The organism is Rhizobium rhizogenes NBRC 13257 (assembly GCF_000696095.1).
Classification (GTDB): Bacteria; Pseudomonadota; Alphaproteobacteria; order Rhizobiales; family Rhizobiaceae; genus Rhizobium; species Rhizobium rhizogenes.
In genome coordinates, this window is record NZ_BAYX01000011.1 from 92,747 (window position 1) to 114,017 (window position 21,271).

Annotated in this window: 21 protein-coding genes; 10 read left to right on the plus strand and 11 right to left on the minus strand. The window is 60.1% G+C overall.

What is annotated here, in order from left to right:
• Positions 1 to 48: 48 nt before the first annotated feature.
• Together RRH01S_RS33170 and RRH01S_RS23210 are read right to left on the minus strand one after the other, a co-directional pair.
• A complete protein-coding gene (locus tag RRH01S_RS33170) occupies positions 49 to 1,242 on the minus strand; it encodes a glycosyltransferase family 2 protein (RefSeq protein ID WP_229202709.1) in 1,194 nt (397 codons plus the stop codon).
• 71 nt (positions 1,243 to 1,313) lie between these two features.
• The gene (locus RRH01S_RS23210) at positions 1,314 to 2,255 is read right to left on the minus strand and encodes a TackOD1 domain-containing metal-binding protein (protein WP_034516091.1); all 942 of its coding nucleotides are present in this window, start codon (positions 2,253 to 2,255) and stop codon (positions 1,314 to 1,316) included.
• A gap of 362 nt (positions 2,256 to 2,617) precedes the next feature.
• Here RRH01S_RS23210 and RRH01S_RS23215 point away from each other — a divergent pair, with 362 nt between their 5' ends.
• Positions 2,618 to 3,397, plus strand: a complete 780-nt coding sequence (locus RRH01S_RS23215; RefSeq protein WP_047468405.1) for a class I SAM-dependent methyltransferase — start codon at positions 2,618 to 2,620, stop codon at positions 3,395 to 3,397.
• Positions 3,398 to 3,460: 63 nt separating this feature from the next.
• On the opposite strand, the gene RRH01S_RS23220 is transcribed toward RRH01S_RS23215, so the two are convergent.
• Positions 3,461 to 4,357, minus strand: coding sequence for a sugar phosphate isomerase/epimerase family protein (locus RRH01S_RS23220; protein WP_042474346.1), 897 nt, complete (start codon positions 4,355 to 4,357; stop codon positions 3,461 to 3,463).
• Positions 4,358 to 4,518: 161 nt separating this feature from the next.
• On the opposite strand from RRH01S_RS23220, the gene RRH01S_RS23225 reads away from it, so the two are divergent.
• The 7 genes from RRH01S_RS23225 (at position 4,519) to RRH01S_RS23255 (ending at position 12,279) form a co-directional block, all read left to right on the plus strand.
• On the plus strand, positions 4,519 to 5,535 hold the full coding sequence (locus tag RRH01S_RS23225; protein WP_034516089.1) for a LacI family DNA-binding transcriptional regulator: 1,017 nt from the start codon (positions 4,519 to 4,521) through the stop codon (positions 5,533 to 5,535).
• 24 nt (positions 5,536 to 5,559) lie between these two features.
• Positions 5,560 to 6,570, plus strand: a complete 1,011-nt coding sequence (locus RRH01S_RS23230; protein WP_034516087.1) for a substrate-binding domain-containing protein — start codon at positions 5,560 to 5,562, stop codon at positions 6,568 to 6,570.
• 100 nt (positions 6,571 to 6,670) lie between these two features.
• Positions 6,671 to 8,164, plus strand: coding sequence for a sugar ABC transporter ATP-binding protein (locus RRH01S_RS23235; protein ID WP_037219947.1), 1,494 nt, complete (start codon positions 6,671 to 6,673; stop codon positions 8,162 to 8,164).
• Positions 8,157 to 9,170 carry an ABC transporter permease gene (locus RRH01S_RS23240; RefSeq protein WP_042474349.1) on the plus strand — a complete coding sequence of 338 codons (1,014 nt, stop codon included), beginning with the start codon at positions 8,157 to 8,159 and terminating at the stop codon, positions 9,168 to 9,170. The genes RRH01S_RS23235 and RRH01S_RS23240 overlap by 8 nt, the downstream gene beginning before the upstream one ends.
• Positions 9,163 to 10,209, plus strand: a complete 1,047-nt coding sequence (locus RRH01S_RS23245; RefSeq protein ID WP_034516082.1) for an ABC transporter permease — start codon at positions 9,163 to 9,165, stop codon at positions 10,207 to 10,209. The genes RRH01S_RS23240 and RRH01S_RS23245 overlap by 8 nt, the downstream gene beginning before the upstream one ends.
• Positions 10,206 to 11,597 carry an FGGY-family carbohydrate kinase gene (locus RRH01S_RS23250; RefSeq protein WP_037219942.1) on the plus strand — a complete coding sequence of 464 codons (1,392 nt, stop codon included), beginning with the start codon at positions 10,206 to 10,208 and terminating at the stop codon, positions 11,595 to 11,597. Before RRH01S_RS23245 ends, RRH01S_RS23250 begins: the two co-directional genes overlap by 4 nt.
• The gene (locus tag RRH01S_RS23255; RefSeq protein WP_034516774.1) at positions 11,587 to 12,279 is read left to right on the plus strand and encodes a class II aldolase/adducin family protein; all 693 of its coding nucleotides are present in this window, start codon (positions 11,587 to 11,589) and stop codon (positions 12,277 to 12,279) included. The genes RRH01S_RS23250 and RRH01S_RS23255 overlap by 11 nt, the downstream gene beginning before the upstream one ends.
• Before the next feature lie 58 nt (positions 12,280 to 12,337).
• On the opposite strand, the gene RRH01S_RS23260 is transcribed toward RRH01S_RS23255, so the two are convergent.
• The 8 genes from RRH01S_RS23260 to RRH01S_RS23295 all read right to left on the minus strand — a co-directional run bounded on the left by RRH01S_RS23260 (position 12,338) and on the right by RRH01S_RS23295 (position 18,699).
• On the minus strand, positions 12,338 to 12,952 hold the full coding sequence (locus RRH01S_RS23260; protein WP_037219938.1) for a hypothetical protein: 615 nt from the start codon (positions 12,950 to 12,952) through the stop codon (positions 12,338 to 12,340).
• Positions 12,953 to 13,086: 134 nt separating this feature from the next.
• Positions 13,087 to 13,902 carry an IclR family transcriptional regulator gene (locus RRH01S_RS23265; RefSeq protein WP_037219936.1) on the minus strand — a complete coding sequence of 272 codons (816 nt, stop codon included), beginning with the start codon at positions 13,900 to 13,902 and terminating at the stop codon, positions 13,087 to 13,089.
• 57 nt (positions 13,903 to 13,959) lie between these two features.
• Positions 13,960 to 14,349, minus strand: coding sequence for a RidA family protein (locus tag RRH01S_RS23270; protein WP_034516078.1), 390 nt, complete (start codon positions 14,347 to 14,349; stop codon positions 13,960 to 13,962).
• 63 nt (positions 14,350 to 14,412) lie between these two features.
• Entirely contained in the window at positions 14,413 to 15,183 is a 771-nt protein-coding gene (locus tag RRH01S_RS23275) for an amino acid ABC transporter ATP-binding protein (protein ID WP_034516773.1), read from the minus strand.
• A gap of 13 nt (positions 15,184 to 15,196) precedes the next feature.
• The gene (locus RRH01S_RS23280) at positions 15,197 to 15,862 is read right to left on the minus strand and encodes an amino acid ABC transporter permease (protein ID WP_034516077.1); all 666 of its coding nucleotides are present in this window, start codon (positions 15,860 to 15,862) and stop codon (positions 15,197 to 15,199) included.
• A 4-nt stretch (positions 15,863 to 15,866) separates the two neighbouring features.
• Positions 15,867 to 16,529, minus strand: coding sequence for an amino acid ABC transporter permease (locus RRH01S_RS23285; protein ID WP_042474354.1), 663 nt, complete (start codon positions 16,527 to 16,529; stop codon positions 15,867 to 15,869).
• A 62-nt stretch (positions 16,530 to 16,591) separates the two neighbouring features.
• A complete protein-coding gene (locus tag RRH01S_RS23290) occupies positions 16,592 to 17,440 on the minus strand; it encodes a transporter substrate-binding protein (protein ID WP_034516075.1) in 849 nt (282 codons plus the stop codon).
• 260 nt (positions 17,441 to 17,700) lie between these two features.
• Positions 17,701 to 18,699 (minus strand): LacI family DNA-binding transcriptional regulator, encoded by a 999-nt coding sequence (locus RRH01S_RS23295; protein ID WP_034516772.1) that lies wholly within the window; start codon positions 18,697 to 18,699, stop codon positions 17,701 to 17,703.
• A gap of 237 nt (positions 18,700 to 18,936) precedes the next feature.
• On the opposite strand from RRH01S_RS23295, the gene RRH01S_RS23300 reads away from it, so the two are divergent.
• Both RRH01S_RS23300 and ltnD read left to right on the plus strand, forming a co-directional pair.
• The gene (locus tag RRH01S_RS23300) at positions 18,937 to 20,253 is read left to right on the plus strand and encodes an MFS transporter (protein ID WP_037219933.1); all 1,317 of its coding nucleotides are present in this window, start codon (positions 18,937 to 18,939) and stop codon (positions 20,251 to 20,253) included.
• A 68-nt stretch (positions 20,254 to 20,321) separates the two neighbouring features.
• On the plus strand, positions 20,322 to 21,245 hold the full coding sequence (gene ltnD, locus RRH01S_RS23305) for an L-threonate dehydrogenase (protein ID WP_034516072.1): 924 nt from the start codon (positions 20,322 to 20,324) through the stop codon (positions 21,243 to 21,245).
• Positions 21,246 to 21,271 lie beyond the last annotated feature (26 nt).

A 21,271-nucleotide genomic window follows, 5' to 3' on the forward strand; every position in this document is an offset into this window, starting at 1 on the left:
GTTTCGCAGGCGGCCTCGGATCATGCCCGTCCCCTCCCCAGCCGTGCTTCATTCCAAAGGCACTTGTCGCCGGACCTTGATCGGCACGAAATCATCGTGTCGCGAGGTCGAAAACAGCAACTCTTCAACGAAGGTGAAAACTCTAGCATTACGCATGACCAGAAATTGGAGGGGAGCAAAAAGCGGAACGAACGGCAACAGCTGCAGGTAATCTCTCCGCAGCAACAGAATTGCCGCCATGATCAAGGTCACGGCGTCGAGGACGACCAATATGAAACCAGTGGCAAAGAGAACGATCGGCAAGAGGTCCGGCGCCTTCGTTGCGAGATCCCCGATGTAGAGGAAGAAGACGAGCGCCGCCGCGATGGAATAAGTGAGAAACTCCAACTGATGGGCCGCCTCTCGCAACCGGAACCGGACGTCGAAGGGGTTGAGGCTATGACCGAACTTTCGCAGCCGCAGCCGCACGGCGTCCCTCTCCCACCTGCGGCGCTGTCGAAGAAGACGCCCCAGGGTTTCCGGCACATCGGTCCAGCAAATCGCATCGCGCACGAACCGGATCGCATATCCCTTCTGGCGCAAGCGAAATGTGATGTCCAAGTCTTCGCCCGGTCCGACATCCATGCCGCCCACCTGACGCCACGCCGATCGGCGAAAGGCGCCCATCGCGCCGGAGACGCAGGTCACAAGCCCGAAATAATCCTGCAGCGTCCTGCCGAGATAGATACTGAAGAGATATTCAAGCCCCTGAAGCGAGGCGACGACACTATTGGAGGCATTGCGGACCAAAACGGCCGCAGCAACCGCACCAACCGCCTTGTTGTTCAGCGGTGCCAGCAATCGCTCGATAGCATGCTCTTCGAAAGTACAATCGCAATCGACGACCACGAGTGCATCGCCCTTGGCAAGACTTGCAGCCAGATTGAGAGCAGCGGATTTCCCTCCCCTGTCCTTCACACTCAGCGCAACATCAATCAGGCCATGGCGAAAGAGCCGTCGCAACACCTCGCCGGTGCCATCGGTTGAGCCGTCGTCCACACAGATGATTTCGATATTCTTCCTGGTTTGTTGCCTGAGGGAACGGACACACCGTTCGAAACTTACGGCCTCGTTATGACCTGCGATGAGAACACTTGCCGTGCCCGGCCAAATAATCGGCGATTGCGCACGACGTGTGACCGAACCTGTTATGAAGACTGCGAGAAAGCCGAGAAAATACCGCGGAATATCAAGGAGGATCACGAACCAGAAGAGACCGCAGAGTTCAATAAAGCTGCGCTCGCTGAGGAAGGTCCAGCTTGACAGGATAATGCTCAAGGATGATCCACCAATTCACGACTGGGGCGTCCAACGGCGCGATGCTCGTTCGATGATGGTAGGCCGACACGTTCCCTGCCGGCAGCGGTCAGGTGAAACGTGTCGATCCGGCGCTCATTCAGATCCGATCCTGTCCCCGATCCTCCGCAATCGACACAGCGATAACCAATGACCGGTTCCTGCGTTAAATCGCGGCAATCATGGCATTCGATGACACTGGCAGACACTTCGTAGTCCACGGAAATGTGGCGTAGCTCCCGCCGGCATTTCGGGCAGAACAGCCCTTCGGGTTGCCTGAAAGATGCTTCCGGCGCCTGGCATGCGCAACTGAGATGATGAAGGATCGCCTGCTCCTTAATGTTGCTGCTGCCACAGGATTCGCATTGCTCGCGAATGAGCAGGCGTGCCGAGTCACAGCGCGGACAGACGTTAAGGCGATCTTCGAAGACGCTATGAACAAGGCTGGTTTCAACGAGCCGCTGCAGGCGCTCATCGAAATCGACGAAGCGCTCGCGCTCCGCGAAGAAATCCACGATAGCCGGAGCGTTTGGATTGGTTGCCGTCTTGAGCGATCGACCGCGAACAGCCAGATAGAGAAGCAGCCCTGTCGATGGATCATCCGAGGCAAACAGCTCCTCGGAGATCAGGGACAGAGACAGGCATATGTCGGCGACGACCGAGAGTTCGGCGGCGATTGTCCGCTCGGACACGACAGCGTCGGCTGCGGAAAAATCCGATGTGGAGAAAATAACCATCGCCGCAGCCAGTCCCGGCGCGAAACTTTCGCTCAGCTCGCGCCAATCTTCGGCGTTTCTGACGAGAGCGACGACGGGGACCGCTGTCTTTCCACCGGTAAGCCAGATGAACCCCTCAGGCAGATGGATATGGTTTTGAACACTCGAATGCGCTGCAACAAAAAAGATTGGGCTCGCCGCCATATCGACTCCGCGCAAATATTGGAAATATCTCTCGCAATCTGATCCGAACGCACGAACGTCTTTGAAGTTCCGCGAAAGATCCGAACCGGCGGCTGACGCCCGGCGCAACCCTCCGACGACAATATCCAACCTGCGCAACCGCGATACGCAACGCGCCAGAAAAACCGGATCCTACCCTGACTGCGCTCGCATTGGCGCATGCACGCCCCAATTTCGCGAGGTTTGCAACAAACAGGAGATGTCCAGCAACATTTCAGAAATGTTTCGGAGAAGATCTGCATTTCACATCCGATCCGCGTGCGGGCCGAAAGGCAGGCAACGATCTGCGCGATGCATGATGAAAATCAGTGAGGTTTTGGATTTTGAAGTCGAACGTTCGGAAATTTGTGTTTCACGATCTGCAGAAAATCGATGGCTACATTGATCCGCCAGACGCTCTGGTCTTTTTGTCGCTGATAGAGAAACAAAGGGAAGAGAACCTGTCCGGCGGTCTTGCCGAGATCGGCGTCTATTATGGCCGCTCCTATTTTCTGCTGCGCAAGCTCAGCGCGCCGGACAACAACGTTCTGGCCATCGACCTTTTCGATATCGAGGAGGATGACGCGCAGTACCAGCGCTTCCTCGACAATGGCAAATCGTTGGGAATCCCCGTCGACGAGGAGCTGGTCATATCCGGTGACAGTACCAGGCTCGATCCAGAGGCGATCACCGACAAGATCGGCCCGGTTCGCTTCTTCAGCATCGACGGAGGGCATCTGCTCCATCATGTGGTCGCCGACAGCCGCCTCGCGAAAAACGTTCTCGCCGATCACGGCATCATCGCTTTCGATGACACCTTCAATCCCGCCTGGCCGGAAGTCACCATCGGCGTATCGGATTTCCTGCGCAGAAACAGCGATACGTTCGCGGCCTTCTGCATGACGAAATACAAGACCTATGTCTGCCGCCGGGAGTTTCACGATCTCTATCAGACGGCAGTCAGGGATGCCTCGCATCTCAAGCCGTTCGAGCAGGCCGAGATGGATTTTCTGGGCTCCAAGGTCATCCGGCTGCACAATCCCATCAACCGCCGGGTTGCCTACGAACTCATGCAACGATTGGGCATGAGCGCGCTATCCGAATGGGCCTATCGCCATGGCTAAGCATTAGGGGCCGCGCGATCCACACGCGGCCTCGGGATAAACGAAAAAGCCTCTTGCGCCGGCCTATGCCGGCAAGCGGCTTCGTGCCTTCTGGTTTTGCGCCTCCTGCGCCGACTTCAGCTGCGCCTTGGTATACATGAGGGCATGGGCCGCCAGATCCTCACTGTCATCCCAAAGGTTGCGCCAAATGCCGAGAATTCCTTCGAGCGGCTGGCCGACGACCCGTGACGAGAAGGATTCAAAGGTGATCGGCCCCTTGTAGTTCGCCTTCACTAGCCCGCGAAATACGCTCGCCAGATCAATCGAGCCCGAGCCCATATAGCCGCGATGGGAATCGCCGGTGTGGAAATAGCCGAGGTAATCGCCGGTCTCGATGATCGCCTGGGAAATATCCGATTCCTCGATGTTCATATGATAGACATCGAGATGGACTTTCACGTTCGGCGCACCGATGCGCTTGCACATTTCGACGCCTTGGGCCGCCGTGTTGAGGACATTGGTCTCATAGCGATTGACTACTTCCAGCCCCATAATGACGTTGCTGGCTGCCGCCTTTTCAGCGACGCGGCGAAGGATATCGGCGGAATGGCTGATGCCGTCGGCAGTCGGCGGCACGGCATATTTCTGGAAAGCGGAATAGAGAATGCCGGCAATGTGGGTCGCGCCGAGATCCCGGGCGAGCGCCACCGCGCGCTCCAGCTTGGCTTCGCCCCGCTTCATCTTATCGGGATCGTTGCTCGAAATATCTTCCTCCGCACCCATCCCGAACGAGAACGTGCATCCCAATCCATGCTTGTCGAGCTCCGCCCGCGTATGGGCGGGATCGATCTCGTTCATATCCATCGCCGAGACTTCGATCAGGTCGTATCCGGTCGCCGCCGATCGGGCGATCGCGCGCGTGCTCTCCTCCCTGCTCCAGCCTTTTTCCCAGACGAATGCATGCACACCGAGCTTGTTCATTGAATATCTCCTCCTCCATCTCCAACGACGCCTCATGTTTCGCGCCGCACGATCAGCCACCCCAAAAAGTGCTAACCGGAGCAATATTGACACGCCCGAACGGAAAGTCTAGCTTTTCATAAAACGTTTTACGGGAGGCTCGGCATCGCCGGGAAAGCACGTTGAAGCGCAGACAGCCAGTTTCGATCAAGACAGTTGCCGAGCGCGCGGGGGTCTCCCCTGCCACGGTTTCGAACGTCTTGAACGCAAAGCCGAGCGTGGCGCCTGAACTGATCGAACGTGTACGTAGCGTGGTTGCTGAACTCGGTTATGTAACCGACAGCAACGCCTCTCGCCTGCGCTCCGGCAAACATTCACTTGCCGGTGTGGTGGTGCCGGATCTTTCCAACCCGATGTTCGGCACCTTCGTATCAACCCTCGAAACGCTCGCCAGAGAGGATGGCTTCGATCTTCTGGTCGTCAGCGCCGCAAACGACGTGGAACAGGAGAAGGAGCGCCTGCACGCCATCCGTTCCTGGCGGCCCGCCGGCCTGATCGTCATTCCCTGCGACGGCGCGCTCAGCCAGCGCACACCTTCGTCCATGCATATGCCGATCGTGGTCGTGGACCGCCTGCCCGACGATCCGGATTTCGACCTCATCGCCGTCAACAATGCGCAATCGGCCGCCGCGATCAGCGCCCATCTCTCGGAGCAAGGCTATCGATCCTGCACGGTTGCCGGCAGCATGCTGTCGATCAGCAACATTCGCGAACGCTGGGAAGGTGCTGCCTCGGCCGCCGGGGGCATGGCGCTCTCCATGCTCGAAGTTGGGCTGGAAGCAAAAGGCATTCGCCAGCGGCTGCACGAGATACTGACGCTGCGGCGGCCGGAAGCGCTGTTCGCGCTCGATCACATCACCGCGCTGATCGCCTATCAGACGATGACCGATCTCGGTCTTTCCGCGCCCGGTGATCTCGCATTTGCCTGTTTCGACGAGGCCGAATGGATGCGCCTCGTTCGACCCGCAATTACCACCGTCCGTCAGCCAATTGAGGAAATGGCAACGGCCGCCTGGCAGCAGCTCTCCCGCCGAATGGGAGGGAATGCCGATCCCGTCAAGACTTTGCGTCTGGCGTGCTCGGTGGAGGTTCGCGGCTCGACGCTGCGAGAAGGAGGGCAGTCGAGCACGGCTGCTTGAAATAAAACGGAGGAGGAGAACATCATGAAAATTACAAGACGCAGTCTACTCGGCACGCTGACCGGCGGAGCCGTGGCAGGGGTCTTCGGCTTGCCGAACCTGACGCTGGCGCAGGCGAAGCAGGTTCAGGCCGGAATTGTGGTGAAGATCGGCGGCATCCCCTGGTTCAACGCCATGGAGATGGGCATCAAGAAGGAATCCCAGGCCCTCAAGGCGAATGCATGGATGATCGGCCCGACACAGGCCGACGCCGCCCAGCAGGTGCGCGCCATCGAGGATCTGATCGCCCGCAAGGTGGACGTCATCGGCGTGGTACCGAACGACGCAGCCGCCCTGGAGCCGGTGCTCGGGAAGGCCAAGGCGGCCGGCATCAAGGTGATCTCGCATGAAAGCCCAAACCAGAAGAACAATGATTGGGACTTCGAGCTGACCACCGTCGAAGCCTATGGCGAACAGCACATGGATCTGATCGCCAAGGAGATGAAGGAGGAAGGCAAGTACATCGTCTATGTCGGCTCCCTGACCGTGCCGCTGCACAACGCCTGGGCCGATGCGGCAATTGCCTACCAGAAGAAGAAGTATCCGAAGATGGAGATGCTCGGCGACCGCTTCGGCGTTGCCGAAAGCCTCGATGACTCGATCAAGACGACACAGGATCAGCTACGTGCCCATCCCGATCTGAAGGGCATCCTGACTTTCGGATCGCAAGGGCCGATCGGCGCCGCGAAGGTGCTGGACGATCGCGGCAAGGCGAAGTCCATCGTGCTCGTCGGCGGCTTCTCGCCCGGCCAGGGGATCAAATATGTCAAAAGCGGCGTGATCCGCGGTGGCTATATCTGGAATCCGCTGATCGCGGGCCAAGTCTTCGTGCAACTCGCGACCTTGCTCGCGGCCGGCAAGGAGATCACCGACGGCATGCAGCTCGTCGAGGTCGGACCGGTGAAGGTCTTCCCCGATAAGCGCCTGATCCAGGCACAGAAGCTCGAGTCCCTGGACAAGGAAAACATCCAGCGATTGGCAGATCTGGGGCTTTAAGCCCCCGCCTTGCCAAGAAGGCGACGCCGCCGGAGGGGTTTCAACGCCCTTCCGGCCGGTGTCCTTCTCGCGATGACCAAGCCGAACATGGGATATTCCGATGAGTGCACAGGACCCTTTTTTGCGTCTTAGCAAGATCACCAAGCGCTTCGGTGGCGTGTTGGCGCTCGACGATATCGATTGGGAGGTCCGGGCAGGCGAAATCCATTGCCTGGTCGGCGAAAACGGCTGCGGCAAGTCCACCCTGATCAAGACGGTGGCCGGCGTGCATCCGCCGACATCGGGCGAAATCGAGATATCAGGCAAGTCCGTTCTGCCGCTCACCCCGTCTTCGGCGCGTGCGCTCGGCATTCAGGTCATATTCCAGGACCTTTCGCTTTTTCCGAACCTCACCGTCGCTGAAAACATCGCCATCGAAAGCCATCTGAAAAGCGATCTTCGGCCAGTCTCTTACACCAAGATGAGAAAGCTCGCGCTTTCGGCATTGAAACGGCTGGATTTTCATCTTGATCCCGATGCCGCGGTCGCCGACCTCTCAGTCGCCGAAAGGCAGATCGTCGCGATCTGCCGTGGCATTGCCGCTGAAGCACGATTGATCTTCATGGACGAACCGACGGCATCGCTGACGCGCAGCGAGGTCAAGCGGCTGCTCGCCATCGTCGCCCGATTGAAGGCCGATGGCATCGCCGTGGTCTTCGTCTCGCATCGGCTGGATGAGATCGTCGAAATCGCCGAGCGCGTCACAGTCATGCGCGACGGACGCAAGGTGGGCACCTATCCGGCATCCGAGATCGATCAGCGCCGCATTGGACACCTGATGACCGGGATCGATATTTTCCAGTCCGTCGTCGCCCGCGACATGTCCGCCGAGAAGCCGTTGCTCGAGGTCTCCTCGCTCAGCCGCGGTGGCGAATACAAGGACATCAGTTTCGCCATTCGCCAGGGCGAAGTGCTCGGCATCACCGGCCTGCTGGGTGCCGGTCGCACCGAACTTGCGCTCAGCCTCTTCGGCATGACCCGGCCGGACAGCGGCACGATGAAGCTTGAAGGCCGCAGGCTGTCGCTCCGCTCGAACCGGGACGCTGTGAACGCCGGCATTGCCTATGTCTCTGAGGATCGTCTGAGCCTCGGCGTCATTCTCCGCCAATCGATCGGCGATAATCTCATACTGGCGGTGCTGAAGAGCCTGCGCGGTCGGCTGGGCCTGATCCCGGATCGCAGCCGACGCACACTCGCCACCGAATGGGTGAACCGCCTGGCGATCAAGATACCCGGCCTCGACAGGCCGGTCGGAACATTGTCCGGCGGCAATCAGCAGCGTGTCGTGTTGGCGAAATGGCTGGCGGCAAAGCCCAAGATTCTGATCCTCGACAGTCCGACGGTGGGTGTCGACATCAAGAACAAGCAAGGCATCTACAAGGTCGTCGCCGACCTCGCCCGGCAGGGCGTCGGCATCCTGATCATTTCCGACGAAGTCGCGGAGGTCTACGCAACCTGCGATCGCGTCCTGCACATGCGCGCCGGCCGCATCGTCGGCGAGGTCGTGCCCGGCCAGACCAGCGAACACGAGTTCGAGGAGAAAATCTATGCCTGAGATGCCGGACATCAGAAAGCTGCAGCGCCGTCCCGAGGTCTGGCTCGCCCTGGTGATCACCCTCGCCATCATCGCGCTCAGCGCGACGGCGCCGGGTTTCCTCACTCTGGCCAACGTCGTCGACCTGCTGGAGACCTATAGTGTCCAGTCGATCATGGCGATGGGGCTTTTCGTCGTGCTGGTCTCCGGTGGCATCGACATCTCCTTTGCGGCAACCGCGTCGGTTGCCCAATATGTGACCGCGCTTCTGGCGACGCAGTCGGGACTTCCGCCCTTCATCTGCATCGGCCTCGGCCTATCGGTCGGCATTCTGCTCGGCTGCATCAACGCGCTGCTGATCCACTTCATCCGCATCACGTCGATCATCGCGACCATCGCCATGATGAGCGTGTCGTTCTCGCTGCTGATGTATTTCTCGCAAGGGAAATCCATCTACACGCTACCGGATTGGTGGACCGAGCGCATCGTGTTCTGGGAGTATGAGGCACCCAATGGCGACCTAACACGCATCACCTTGCCGATCGTGGTGATGCTGGCGGCAACCCTGTTTACCTGGTTCTTCATGACCAGAACAAAGACCGGGCGGCAGCTCTATACGATGGGTGGCAATCCGGAGGCCGCCCGCCGCATCGGCGTCAATATCGCAAAACTGCAATTCATCGCCTACGGGTTTCTCGGCTTCATGGCCGCGGTCGGCGGATTGTTGCAGGCGCATCGCGTCGGCGAAAGCGTGCCCAATGCCATGTACAATACCGAGCTTTCGGTTCTGTCGGCGGCTGTGCTCGGCGGCGCCAGCCTGACCGGCGGCATCGGCTCGGTGCCGGGCGTGTTGCTTGGCATCGTGCTGCTCGCCATCCTGCAGAACGGCCTGAACCTTCTCGGTGTCTCCTCCTATTTCTTCCAGATCGTCATCGGCCTGACGATCCTGATCTCCACCTCGATCACGGTGATCAGCGCACGCAAGCGCCGCCGCCTCAATCCGATAGGAGACACGGCCCATGGCTGACTCGACCCATTCCGCAACCGATAACCTGTCCGCTCTCGTCGGGAGGATAAAGGACGGCAAGCCCGGCCTACTCGGATTACTGCTGGCTCTGGTGATCGCCTTCTCGCTGACGATCCCCGGCTTTGCCAGTTGGGGAACACTGAACTCCTTCGCGGTGCAACTACCCATCCTCGGGCTTCTTTCTCTTGCCATGGTCGTGCCGCTCATCACCGGCGGCCTCAATCTGGCGATCATCGCGACGACCAATCAATGCGCGCTGCTGATGGCCTGGATCATGCGCAGCATGACGACGGTGGATTCCTCGTCGGCGCAAGTCCTCGGCGTCATCCTTCTGGCTCTTCTGGCCGGCCTGCTTCTCGCGCTTGTGATCGGCGTCGTGACCGGCACGATCGTCGCCTATACCGGCGTCCATCCCATCCTCGTCACGCTCGGCACGAAATCCCTGATCGACGGGATCAGCATCTATATGACACGTGGCGAGGCCCTATCCGGCTTTCCGCAGTCCTATTCGATCGTCGGCAATTCGGCGATCGCGGGGATACCGGTGACATTCATCCTCTTGGTCGTTGTCGCCGTGATTGTCGGCATCATTCTTCGCAAGACGCCGTTCGGTATCAGTTGCGCCATGATCGGCTCCAATATGGAAGCCGCCCGTTTTTCGGCGATCGATACAAGGCGCGTTCTGGTCGGGGTCTATACCATGTCGAGTGTCCTCTGCTTCGTCGCGGCAGCCGTCACGCTTGCCGTCTTCAACTCGGCAAGCGCCGACTATTCGCAGTCCTATCTGCTCGTCACTATCCTTGCGGCCGTACTTGGCGGCGTCGATCCCTTCGGGGGCTTCGGCAAGGTCTCCGGCCTGATGATTGCCCTCGCCATCCTGCAAATCATCTCCTCGGGCTTCAACCAGCTCGGTATCAGCCCTTATCTGACGACGGCCATCTGGGGCCTCATCCTCATTCTCGTGATGGCAGTGCAGACCGCCTATCCCTACCTCACCTTCTTTTTCAGGCCACGCAACCGGCATGCGAACCGCCCATGAAAACAATTGCTGTTTTCGACACCGGCAAGACAAACATCAAGCTCTCGGTCACCGACGAGGCCGGCGGTCTGATCGAGACATTGTCGACACCCAATGCCGTCCATGACGGCCAGCCCTACCGCCATCATGACCTTGCAGCCATCGAAGCCTGGCTGGTCGATGGTCTCGCCACATTGGCAGACCGCCACGACATCGCCGCCATCGTCTGTACCGCGCACGGCTCCGGCGGGGTACTGGTCGATGACGAAGGGCCGGCCATGCCGATGATCGACTACGAACAGGCGGTCCCAATGGAGATCGACCAGGAGTATCGAGAGATCGCGGGATCGTTTCGCGAGCGGGGTAGCGCCGTCATGCTGGGCGCCGCCCATCTGGCGCGACAGATGCTCTGGCTGGAGCGCGGCTGGCCGGATGCCTTCAGGCAAGCGCGGCATTTTCTGGCCACTCCGCAATATTGGGCCTGGCGGCTCTCAGGCGTCGCTGCCTCGGAAGTGACAAGCCTTGCAGCGCAATCGCATCTGTGGTGCTCGGCGGACGGCAGACCAGCGAGGCTGATCGAAGCGAGGAACTGGCAACGGCTGATACCGCCGTTGCAGCCGGCCTGGTCAAGGCTTGCCGACATCAAGCCGGAGATTTCCAGACGGACGGGATTGAAGCCGACAACGGCGATTCTGTGCGGGATCCATGATTCCTCCGCGAATTTCTATCAGTATCAGGCGGCCGGCCTGCATGATGTCACCGTCGTTTCAACCGGCACCTGGATCGTGGCAATCAGCGACCGCTCCGGTCCTAATTTCGATCTCGAACGCGCCGGCCTTTGCTGCAATGCCGATGTTCAGGCGAGACCCCTTCCCGGCATGCTGACCATGGGTGGCCGGGAATTCGCGATAGTGGCGGGGGAAGACGATCGTCCAACGAACGCGGACAGCCTCGCACGCCTGATCGAGACGCGCACGATGGTGCTCCCCTCCTTCGGTAGCGATGACGGCCTGTTTCCGGGAACGTCGCGAAAGGGGCGTCTCACAGGCCCGCTTGCCGATCATCATGACCTGCGTCATGCGCTCGCCCTACTCTACGCCGCGCTTCTGACGGATAGATGCCTTCAGCTTGTCCACACATCAACTGTGGTTCTGGACGGTTCGTTCGTTCGCGACCCGCTTTACGGCGCGCTTATCGCTGCCCTCAATCCGGATCGCCGCGTCTTCGTCAACGCCGATCAATATGGAACGGCGACGGGGGCCGCCCTGCTGGCATCGCATGAGACCCGGCAGGCGCCCGCCCCTTTGGCCCTGAAGGCTACAATACCCTTTTCTCACCCCACCCTTGATGAATACCGCGAGCACTGGCTGCGCGCGGCCCAAACTGGAGGACAAGATGATGGACTATGATGATCGCCGCCAAAGGGAGGCCATGGTTGAAACCTGCCGCAAGATGAACGCAAGCGGCATCAATCAGGGAACTGCCGGAAATGTCTCGATCCGCAACCCCACCGGCTTCCTGATCACCCCGACCTCACTACCCTATGACGAGATGAAACCCGACAATCTCGTGCAGATGAATTTTGACGGCACCTATGAAGGCCGCCGTCGCCCGTCGTCCGAATGGCGCTTTCATCGCGATATCCTGGCCGCGCGCGATGACATCGACGTCGTGCTGCATTGCCACTCCGTCTACGCGACGACGCTCGCCTGCCATCACAAGACGATCCCGAGCTTCCACTACATGACGGGCGTTGCGGGTGGCACCACGATCCGCTGCGCGAAGTACGCGACATTCGGCACGCAGGCTTTGTCCGACAATGCGCTTGAAGCACTTCAGGATCGCCTCGCCTGCCTGCTTGGCCAGCACGGCCAGATCTCGCTGGGCAGGACCCTGCCATCCGCATTGGCGCTCGCCATCGAGGTCGAGACGCTTTCGCGGCTCTACGTGCAAGCCCTGACGCTCGGCGAACCGCCGGTCCTGCCGGACGAGGAGATGGCGCGCGTGCTGCAGCAGATGAAGAATATGAGCTATGGCCAGGCGCCGGATCTCGACGGCGTCAATGACATTGCGCGGCCAAAGCAAGCCTGATCGCTACTGTGCCGATCTTTTCAGCGAACCAGGTCATCAGGCCGCGTTGCAGGCGGCCTTACCACTCCAGTTGACGCACGCCGTCAATCGCATCGCGCCCTTTCCGAATCGCAAAGGCCGGCGCTTCCGCGGCGCGGCTCAGGATATAACGTACGCCATGTACCGGTGAGCGATCTTCCGGCGGCTCAGGCACATAAAGCGCCTGCTCCTGCAAATCCTGCGGGGGCTGATCCGCCTCGGAAAGTCCGACGATCATAGGATCGCGCGTATCGCATTGCGGCATGCAACGGTCGAACTGCGTGACATCCGAGGAGGCTACAGTTTTAACACTCGTAACTTTGGCATGGGCTGCAACGCGCTTTACCGGCGTGCTGGCTTTCGCAGCCGCCGACTTGTTCGCGGTAGCCGGTCTGAAGATCGGCGTTGGCAACACAGCCGGGCTCGCATCAACGGCCGATTGAAGATCATTCGCTGTCGCAAAGTTCCTGGCATCGGCAACTTCAATAGCGCCGCGCCCGGTGACATCGACCGACGACATCAGCGGCGCTTCCGCCTCCGTGCGGGCAACCGCATAAAGTCCTGCGACCGTCACTCCGCAGACGAAGAGGCCGACGCCAACTTTTCGGGCCAGCTCGCCTGCGGCACCAGGCACTTTGGTTTGCTGCATGCTCATTGCTCTCTCCATTCGACATTTGTCTGAAGTGAGAGTTCACACCACAATTGCGGCACCCCTTTTGCCGAAAAGTGGCCGAGAGCAGGCGAATTGCAAAGAAATGTTGTAGGCGCGCCTAGGTCTGGCGCATTTGCTTAGGACGACCGGCCCTGCCTCATATTGGCGCGGTCGGAAACACTGAAGCCCAGCCGCTCCGAAATCTCGCTCACGGCGCGAAGAAGGCTGTCGAGATAGCTTTCCCGGTTTCGCAAGCCGTCCTCTTTCGGCGCCACCAGACAAAGCGTGGCAATGCATCGCCCGTCTTCCTGCTTGATCGGCGCAGCGAAGCAATGGGTAAAGTTTTCCACTTCGCTATTGAAGGTGAAATAGCCGTCGATCGAGGCTTGACGAACTTCGCCGATGAAACGGCTCGGGTCGAGCTGCTTGCCATTGGGCAGAACGAAATCCTCCGGCGGGATGAAATCGAGTATTTCGGCATCGCTGAGATGGGAAACCAGCAAACGGCCGGATGCCGTCCACGGAATTGAAACGAGCTCGCCGACATTCGAGGAAATGCGGAACGGACGGATCCCCTCGCGCATCATCGCGACGGTGTATTTGTTGCCTTCCAGCATGCACATCTGCGCCGTTTCGCGTGTTTCCTCGGCAAGCCGGGTCAACAGGGTGTCAGACTCGCGCATCAGGTCGAACTGATCCGCATAGGCGGTCCCGAGAAAATAGAGCTTGCGGCCAAGAAAGACCCGGCCGTCACCGCCCTGGTAATCGAGCATGCCGTGGCGCAGGAGAAGATTGACGAGTTCATAGATCGACGAGCGCGGCGCGCCGATCTCGACCGCGATTTCGTTCGGCCGCATCGGCTGGCGCCTGGTGCGCAGAAACTCAAGAATCTCAAAGGCACGATCAAGGCCGCGCGTCCGTCGCGATACGATATCGTCTGGGCCTTCAGCCATCAAACATGCTCCATTTCCGGGGAATAGGCGCGACCGTGACAGTCGCGCCCCAACAACTCAACCTCTATCGGCGCGATAGGCGACGCAATCGACTTCCACCTTGCAATCGACCATCATCCGGGACTGAACACAAGCGCGTGCCGGCGGGTTCTTACCGAAATACTCCGCATAGACGCCGTTGAAGCTCCAGAAGTCGCGAGGATCGTCGAGCCACACGCCGACGCGAACCACATCCTCGATGCCATAGCCGGCCTCATGCAGGATGGCGATCAGGTTTTCAATGGCCTTGCGGGTTTCCGCGATAATACCGCCATCGACGATCTCGCCTTTTTCCATTGCAACCTGGCCGGAAACGTGCAGCCAGCCATTGGCTTCGACCGCGCGGGCAAAAGGCAGGGCTTGCCCGCCGGCTCCGGTTTCGCCGGCACCGTAACGCTTGATAGTCATATGACCTCTCTCTTTTCTTCTGGATTCTATGTGTCAGCAGGCGGCAGCAAGGCCGCCTGTCGTTCAGTTGAAGCTGGACGTCTTCAGGAATTCGGCCAGCCGCTCGGTCTTCGGCCTGACGAACATCTCCTTGGGATCGCCCTCCTCGCCGATAAGGCCCTGGTTCATGAAAATGACCCGCGATGAGACTTCGTAGGCAAAGCGCATCTCGTGGGTGACGAGCAGCATGCTCATGCCATCGGCGGCAAGTCCCTTGATCACCTGCAGCACCTCGCCGACCAATTCGGGGTCGAGCGCAGAGGTCACCTCGTCGAAGAGCATCAGCCGCGGGGTCATGGCAATGGCGCGGGCGATTGCCACACGCTGCTGCTGGCCACCGGAAAGCTGGCCCGGATAGTGATCGGCGCGGGACGCCAGGCCCACGCGGTCGAGCCATTTCTCGGCAACCGCGCGCGCCTCGTCGCGGTGCATCTTCTTGACCTTGATAAGCCCCAGCATGACGTTGCGGGCAGCCGTCATATGCGGGAAGAGATTGAACTGCTGGAAGGCCATGCCGGTTAGAGCCCGCTGGCGGGCGATGTCCTTTTCGCTCTTGCGTCGGCGCGCGCCGCCCGCATCGTCGTAGCCGATCGGCTCGCCCTCGAGCAGGATCCGCCCGCCCTGGAATTCCTCGAGCATGTTGATGCAGCGGAGCATCGTCGTCTTGCCCGAGCCGGAGGAGCCGATGATCGAGATGACCTCGCCTTCCAGCATGGTGCAGTCGACGCCCTTCAGCACCTCGAGCGGGCCGTATTGCTTGCGTAGCCCCTGTATTTCGAGAAGTATCTTGCTCATGATGATCGAGCCCTCACGACGGAACGGCGGTCTTGCGCTCGACATATTTGCCAAGACGCTCGATGCCGTAATTGATGACGAAGTACAAAAGCCCCGCGAAGAAATAGAACTGGAGGCTCATGAAATTACGAGAAATGATCTCCTGCATGCGCAGCAGCAACTCGGCGACGCCGATGACGGAGAGCAGCGTCGAGGCCTTGACCATCTCGGCCGCGGTGTTCACCCAGGCCGGCAGAAACTGGCGCAGCGCCTGCGGCCAAAGCACATAGGCAAAGGTCTGGCGGAAGGTGAGCCCGATCGCCTTTGCCGCTTCGGTCTGCCCCTTCGGGACCGCCTGCAACCCGCCACGCACGATCTCGCCGACATGCGAGGAGCAGAAGATTGCTAGCGCGAAAACACCGGCCTGGAATGGGCCGAGGTCGATTCCAATGGTCGACAGGACATAGTAGCTGGCCAGAACCAGAACCAGGACCGGCGTTCCTCGGATGAAGTCCGTATAGGCTCGCACGAAAAAACGCAGCACCGGATTGCCATAGACGAGGCAAAGCCCGACGAAAACGCCAAGCAGCGAGCCGACAACAATTGCCAGCAGCGAGATGGACACCGTTAAGCCAAGCCCCTTGAGAATGGCGAGACGCGCGATCCAGAGCTGATCGAGAAAAGCGGTAAAATCAGTCATGACATTACCTCGGAACGGCAAGACGGCGCTCGACGACGCGCATCAGCGCGGCCAGCACGACACAGGTGAAGACGTAGAGGCCGGAGGTGACGAGCCATGTCTCGATGACGCGAAAGCTTTCGACATTGATCTTGCGCGCCTCGAAGGTCAGCTCCGGCACAGCGATCGCCGCTGCGAGAGACGTATCCTTGAAGAGCGAGATCACCGTCGATGAAAGCGAGGGCAGCACGTTGCGGAACATCAGTGGTGCAATGATCGAGACGCGGATCTGCATCGGCGTCAGGCCGATGGCGAGACCCGCTTCCGATAGTCCCTTCGGAACGGACAGCAGGCCGGCGCGAAAGACCTCCGCCAGATAGGCGCCCGAATAGATAGACAGTACCGCGATGAAACTCTGGACCTTGCCGATGCGGAAGCCCATCTGCGGCAAGGCGAAATAGGCAAAGAGCACCAACACGAGGATCGGCAGATTGCGGATGATCGTCACGTAAAGCGCCGCGGACCGCCTGACCCAGCCGCTTTTCGCCGTCAGGGCGAAGGCGACGAGTAGGCCGATCAGGGCACCGATCAGAATGGAAATGAAAGCCAGACCGAGGCTGAGCAGCAGACCTTCGAGAAGCTGGTCGAAGCTGCGCCAGACGGCGGCGAAATTGAGCGTATAACCCATGGCGCAATCCTGCAATCAAGGGTGAGGAAAGGACGGAAGGCAACCTTCCGTCCTCGACGATATCACTTGAATTCGACCGGGAAGCCGATCTGCGGCGGTGTCAGATCCTTGCCGAACCACTTCTTGTAGGAGGCGGCATAGAAGTCGAACTCGACGCCGGTCATCGCCTCATGCAGGGCGGTGTTGACGAAGTTAAGCCAGTCCTGGTCACCACGCTTGACGCCGCAGGCATAGGTCTGCGGGTTCCAGCCGTAGCCGGCATCTTTGTAGCGGCCGGGGTTCTGCGTCATGTACCAGGCAAGCGATGACTGGTCGGTGGCAACCGCGTCGGCGCGACCGGATTCTAGCGCCTGATAGATCAGATCGACCGATTCATACTGGTCGACGGTTGCGTCCGGCAGAGCGGCATGCACCATCGCCTCGGCATAGACGTTCTGGAGCACGGAGATCGTGACGGAGGACCCGGCGGCCTTGAGCGCGGTATAATCCGCATATTTGCCATCGGCCTTCAGCATCAGCCCGACGCCCTCGCGATAATAAGGGATGGTGAAGGCGATCTGCTGCGCGCGTTCGCCGGTGACCGTCATGAACTGGCAGGTCAGGTCGACCTTGTCGGTGGTGATGTTCGGGATACGCGCATCGGAAGACTGGTTGACGAATTCGATCTTGTCAGGATCGCCGAACAGCGCCTTGGCGACGATGCGGCCCATGTCGATGTCAAATCCCTGAAGCTTGTCATCGGCGCTCTTGAAGTGCCACGGCGCATTGGTGCTGCCGGTGCCCATGACAAGATGGCCGCGAGCGAGCACTTCGTCGAGCTTGCTTTTGGCCTGCTGGGCGGCGGCGGGCATTGCGGAAATAAGGAAGGCTGTAGCCAACGAAAGCAGGCTGGCGCGGAGTGAGATGGTCATGACGTTCCCCTGTCGGATAGTTGTTTCTGATGTCCAATATTATGGACATATGTCCAGTTTACTGGATTTACGTATTGAGCAACGCGATTTGAGAATTGTCAAGTGTAGGGAGGAGCAGAATCAGTGCGCGTTGATGCAACCGCGCTGGCGCCCATCCATGAGCGCCCTCGGCAACAGCACGAGACACGCTCGGAGCGCGCCGGCTTCAATCGATAGTTCAGAGGTGGTTTGCGGACGACGCGGATTGCATCCGCTTGCCGTCAGGCGGTCTCGCCTTCGATCAGCTCAAAGCCAAGGTCGATGGTTTGCGATGGCGCGTCGTCGAGCACGAGCTGGGCGGCGACCTGCCCTACCGCCACGCGCGGGGTGCGGATGGTCGACAATGGCTGCGGCGTCACCCTGGCCATATCCAGACCGTTGTAACCGAAAATGGCCAGTTGCGACGGAATGGAAATACCGCGCGCCATGCAGTGGAAATAACCACCCAACGCCATATCGTCGTTGGAGAAATAGATGGCGTCGAGGTCCGGCACACGCGCGAGCAGCCTTTCGAGCCCGAGCCGGCCGGCTTCGACCGAAGAGGCACCCGCATGAATTTCACGGGCCGCAAGCGGCTTGCCTTCAGCTTCAAGGGCAGCGCAGAAGGCCGCAAAACGCTTGCCCGCACGCGTGTCGCGCACCAGATCATGGCCGACATAACCGATGCGGCGATAGCCGCGTCGCAGCATGAATTCCGCGCTTGCGCGCGCCGCTGCGGCGTTTGAGAATCCGACCGCGAGATCAAGCGCCGTACCATCGAGGTCGAGCAGTTCCACGACGCGGCAACCGCTCGCGCGCAGCATTTTCGCCGTCCCCTCGCTATGCTCCAGGCCAGCCAGCATGACGGCCGACGGCCGCCAGGCGAGCATGGCCGCGACCATCGCCTCTTCCCTGCCAGGATCGTAGTCGGTCACCGCGAAGACCGATTGATAATGGCTTGCCTCAAGCACGCCGCCCGCACCGCGGAGCACATCCGGAAACACGATATTGGAAAGCGATGGGATGACGAAGGCGACGAGGCGCGATCCTGCCGAGGCGAGCGCTCCGGCAATACGGTTAGGCACATAACCGAGGCGTTCGACCGCCGCCATGACACGGTCGTGCGTCTTCTGGGAAAACGAACCATGATTGCGAAGCACGCGCGAGACCGTGCTTTCACCCACCCCGGCCGCTTCGGCAACCTCCGCAAGCGTGACCGTGGGCTGAGGTTTGACGTTCATGTTCCCTGAAAAATCCATATGCGGTTCCGCATTATAATAGCGCGGAAGCTCGTGTTCCCGTGGCTACTTTCCACTTCCCACTCCTTTAACACAAGATTTTTGGCAGCGCCGCCAAATTTCCATTGGCAGCGCTGCCAAAATGCAGTAACGAGAAATGGCAGCGCTGCCAATTTTAAGGCACGCGGCCGGAAGACGGTTCTGGAGGGACCCCGGCTTTTCCATTCGGAGGAGGACATCATGACATTTCAAGCGCAGGCCGCAGCCCAGGGCGAGCGTGCCGCCAACCTGGTCGAAGACCGTGCATACCGCAAAGTCTTTTGGAGAATCGTGCCCTTTCTGGTGCTTTGCTACATCGTCGCCTATCTCGACCGCGTGAATGTCGGCTTTGCCAAGCTGCAGATGTCGAGCGAACTCGGCCTGTCGGAAGCAGCCTACGGAATCGGCGCCGGCATCTTCTTCATCGGCTATTTCCTGTTTGAAGTCCCAAGCAACGTCATTATGAACAAGGTCGGTGCACGGGTATGGATTGCCCGCATCATGGTGACCTGGGGCATCGTTTCAGCCGCCTTCATGTTCACCACGTCGGAAACCGTCTTCTATATTCTGCGCTTCCTGCTCGGCATTGCCGAAGCCGGCTTCTTCCCGGGCCTGATTTTCTATTTGACCTCATGGTATCCGGCTCGCCATCGCGCCAAGATCATCACGACCTTCATGTCGGCGATCCCCGTATCCGCCATCTTCGGCAATCCGCTGTCCGGTTTCCTCATGGATAGCTTCCACGGAACGCATGGCCTTTCCGGCTGGCAGTGGATGTTCCTGATCGAGGCCGTTCCAGCCGTGTTGCTCGGCGTGCTGGTCTTCTTCTATCTCGATGACAAGATCAGCGATGCCAAATGGCTGGCCGCGGACGAGAAGGCCATCTTGACGGCCAATATCGAGGCTGAAGACCGCGCCAAATCATCCAGCCCGCACGATGTCGCAAGCACCCTGCGCGACGGTCGCGTCTGGCTGATGTGCCTGATCTATTTCTGCTTCGTCCTCGGGCAATACGGCCTGAACTTCTGGATGCCGACCATCGTAAAGGCGAGCGGCGTTGTCGGGAACCTCAATATCGGCCTGGTCTCGGCCATCCCCTATATCTGCACCTTCGTCGTCATGATCGCGCTCGGCCGCTCCGCCGACCGGCATCGCGAACGCCGCTGGCACCTGATCATCCCCGCCTTGATCGCCGCAGTCGGCTTTATCGCCGCCACCGTCAGCACCAGCACGACATTTTCGATCATCGCTCTTTCGCTTGCCGCGGCGGGCGCCATCAGCTGCGCACCCCTGTTCTGGTCGCTGCCGACGGCCTTTCTCGCCGGTACCGGAGCGGCGGCAGGCATCGCCTGGATCAACTCGGTCGGCAATCTCGCTGGCTTCCTCGGCCCGTTTCTGGTTGGCTATCTCAAGGACTTCACCGGCAGCACCTCAGCCGGCATGTATCTCCTGGCGGCGGCGCTCGTCATCGGATCCATCGCCGTGCTGACCGTTCCGGCAAAAAGCGTCAACCGCTAGAATGAATGATCCTCCGGCGCCAGCCGCCGGGGGACCGAACACCCTCAGGACATCGCAAGGATATCGACATGTCATCCTCCGCTGAAAACTCGCAACATCAGCTTGTCGCCGCCGTGATCGGTTTGGGATCCATGGGCCTCGGCATGGCGCGGTCCATGAAGCGCGCCGGCCTCGACGTCGTCGGCTACGACATATCGGCCGCCGCGATCGATCGTTTCGTCAGCGAGGGCGGGCGGGGTGCCGCGAGCCCGGCAGCGGCGGCAAAGGATGCCGATATCGTGGTCTCCGTCGTCGTCAACGGCGCGCAGACCAGGGACGTCCTCTTCGGCGCAAGCAATGTTGCAGGCACCATGAAGCGCGGCGCGGTGTTCATCTCGTCGGCGACCATGGATCCCGCGGTCGCCCGCGATCTGGCGGAGCGTTGCACGGCACTTGGCCTGCATTATCTCGATGCACCGATTTCCGGTGGCGCCGTCAAGGCCGCTAGCGGCGAGCTGACCATCATGGCATCAGGCACCAAGACAGCCTTCGATGCGGCCCGCCCCGCGCTCGACGCTATGGCCGGCAAGGTCTACGAGTTAGGTGACGATGCCGGCACCGGCGCGGCCTTCAAGATGATCAATCAGCTTCTGGCCGGCGTGCATATCGCCGCCGCCTGTGAGGCGATCACCTTCGCGGCCAAGCAGGGTCTCGACCTCGACAAGGTCTATGAGGTGATCACCGCCTCGGCCGGGAATTCCTGGATGTTCGAAAACCGGGTGCCGCACGTTCTCGAGGGAGACTACTCGCCGCGCAGCGCCATCGAGATTTTCGTCAAGGACCTCGGTATCGTGCAGGACATGGCCCGCACCGAACGCTATCCGACCCCGCTCGCCGCCGCCGCGCTGCAGATGTATCTTGCCGCGTCAGGTGCCGGAATGGGACGCGACGACGACGCCTCGCTTGCCCGGCTCTATGCGCAGCTTTCGGGCACGGTTCTGCCGAACACCTGAGCGACGAAACGCGCAAGCAGTAAACG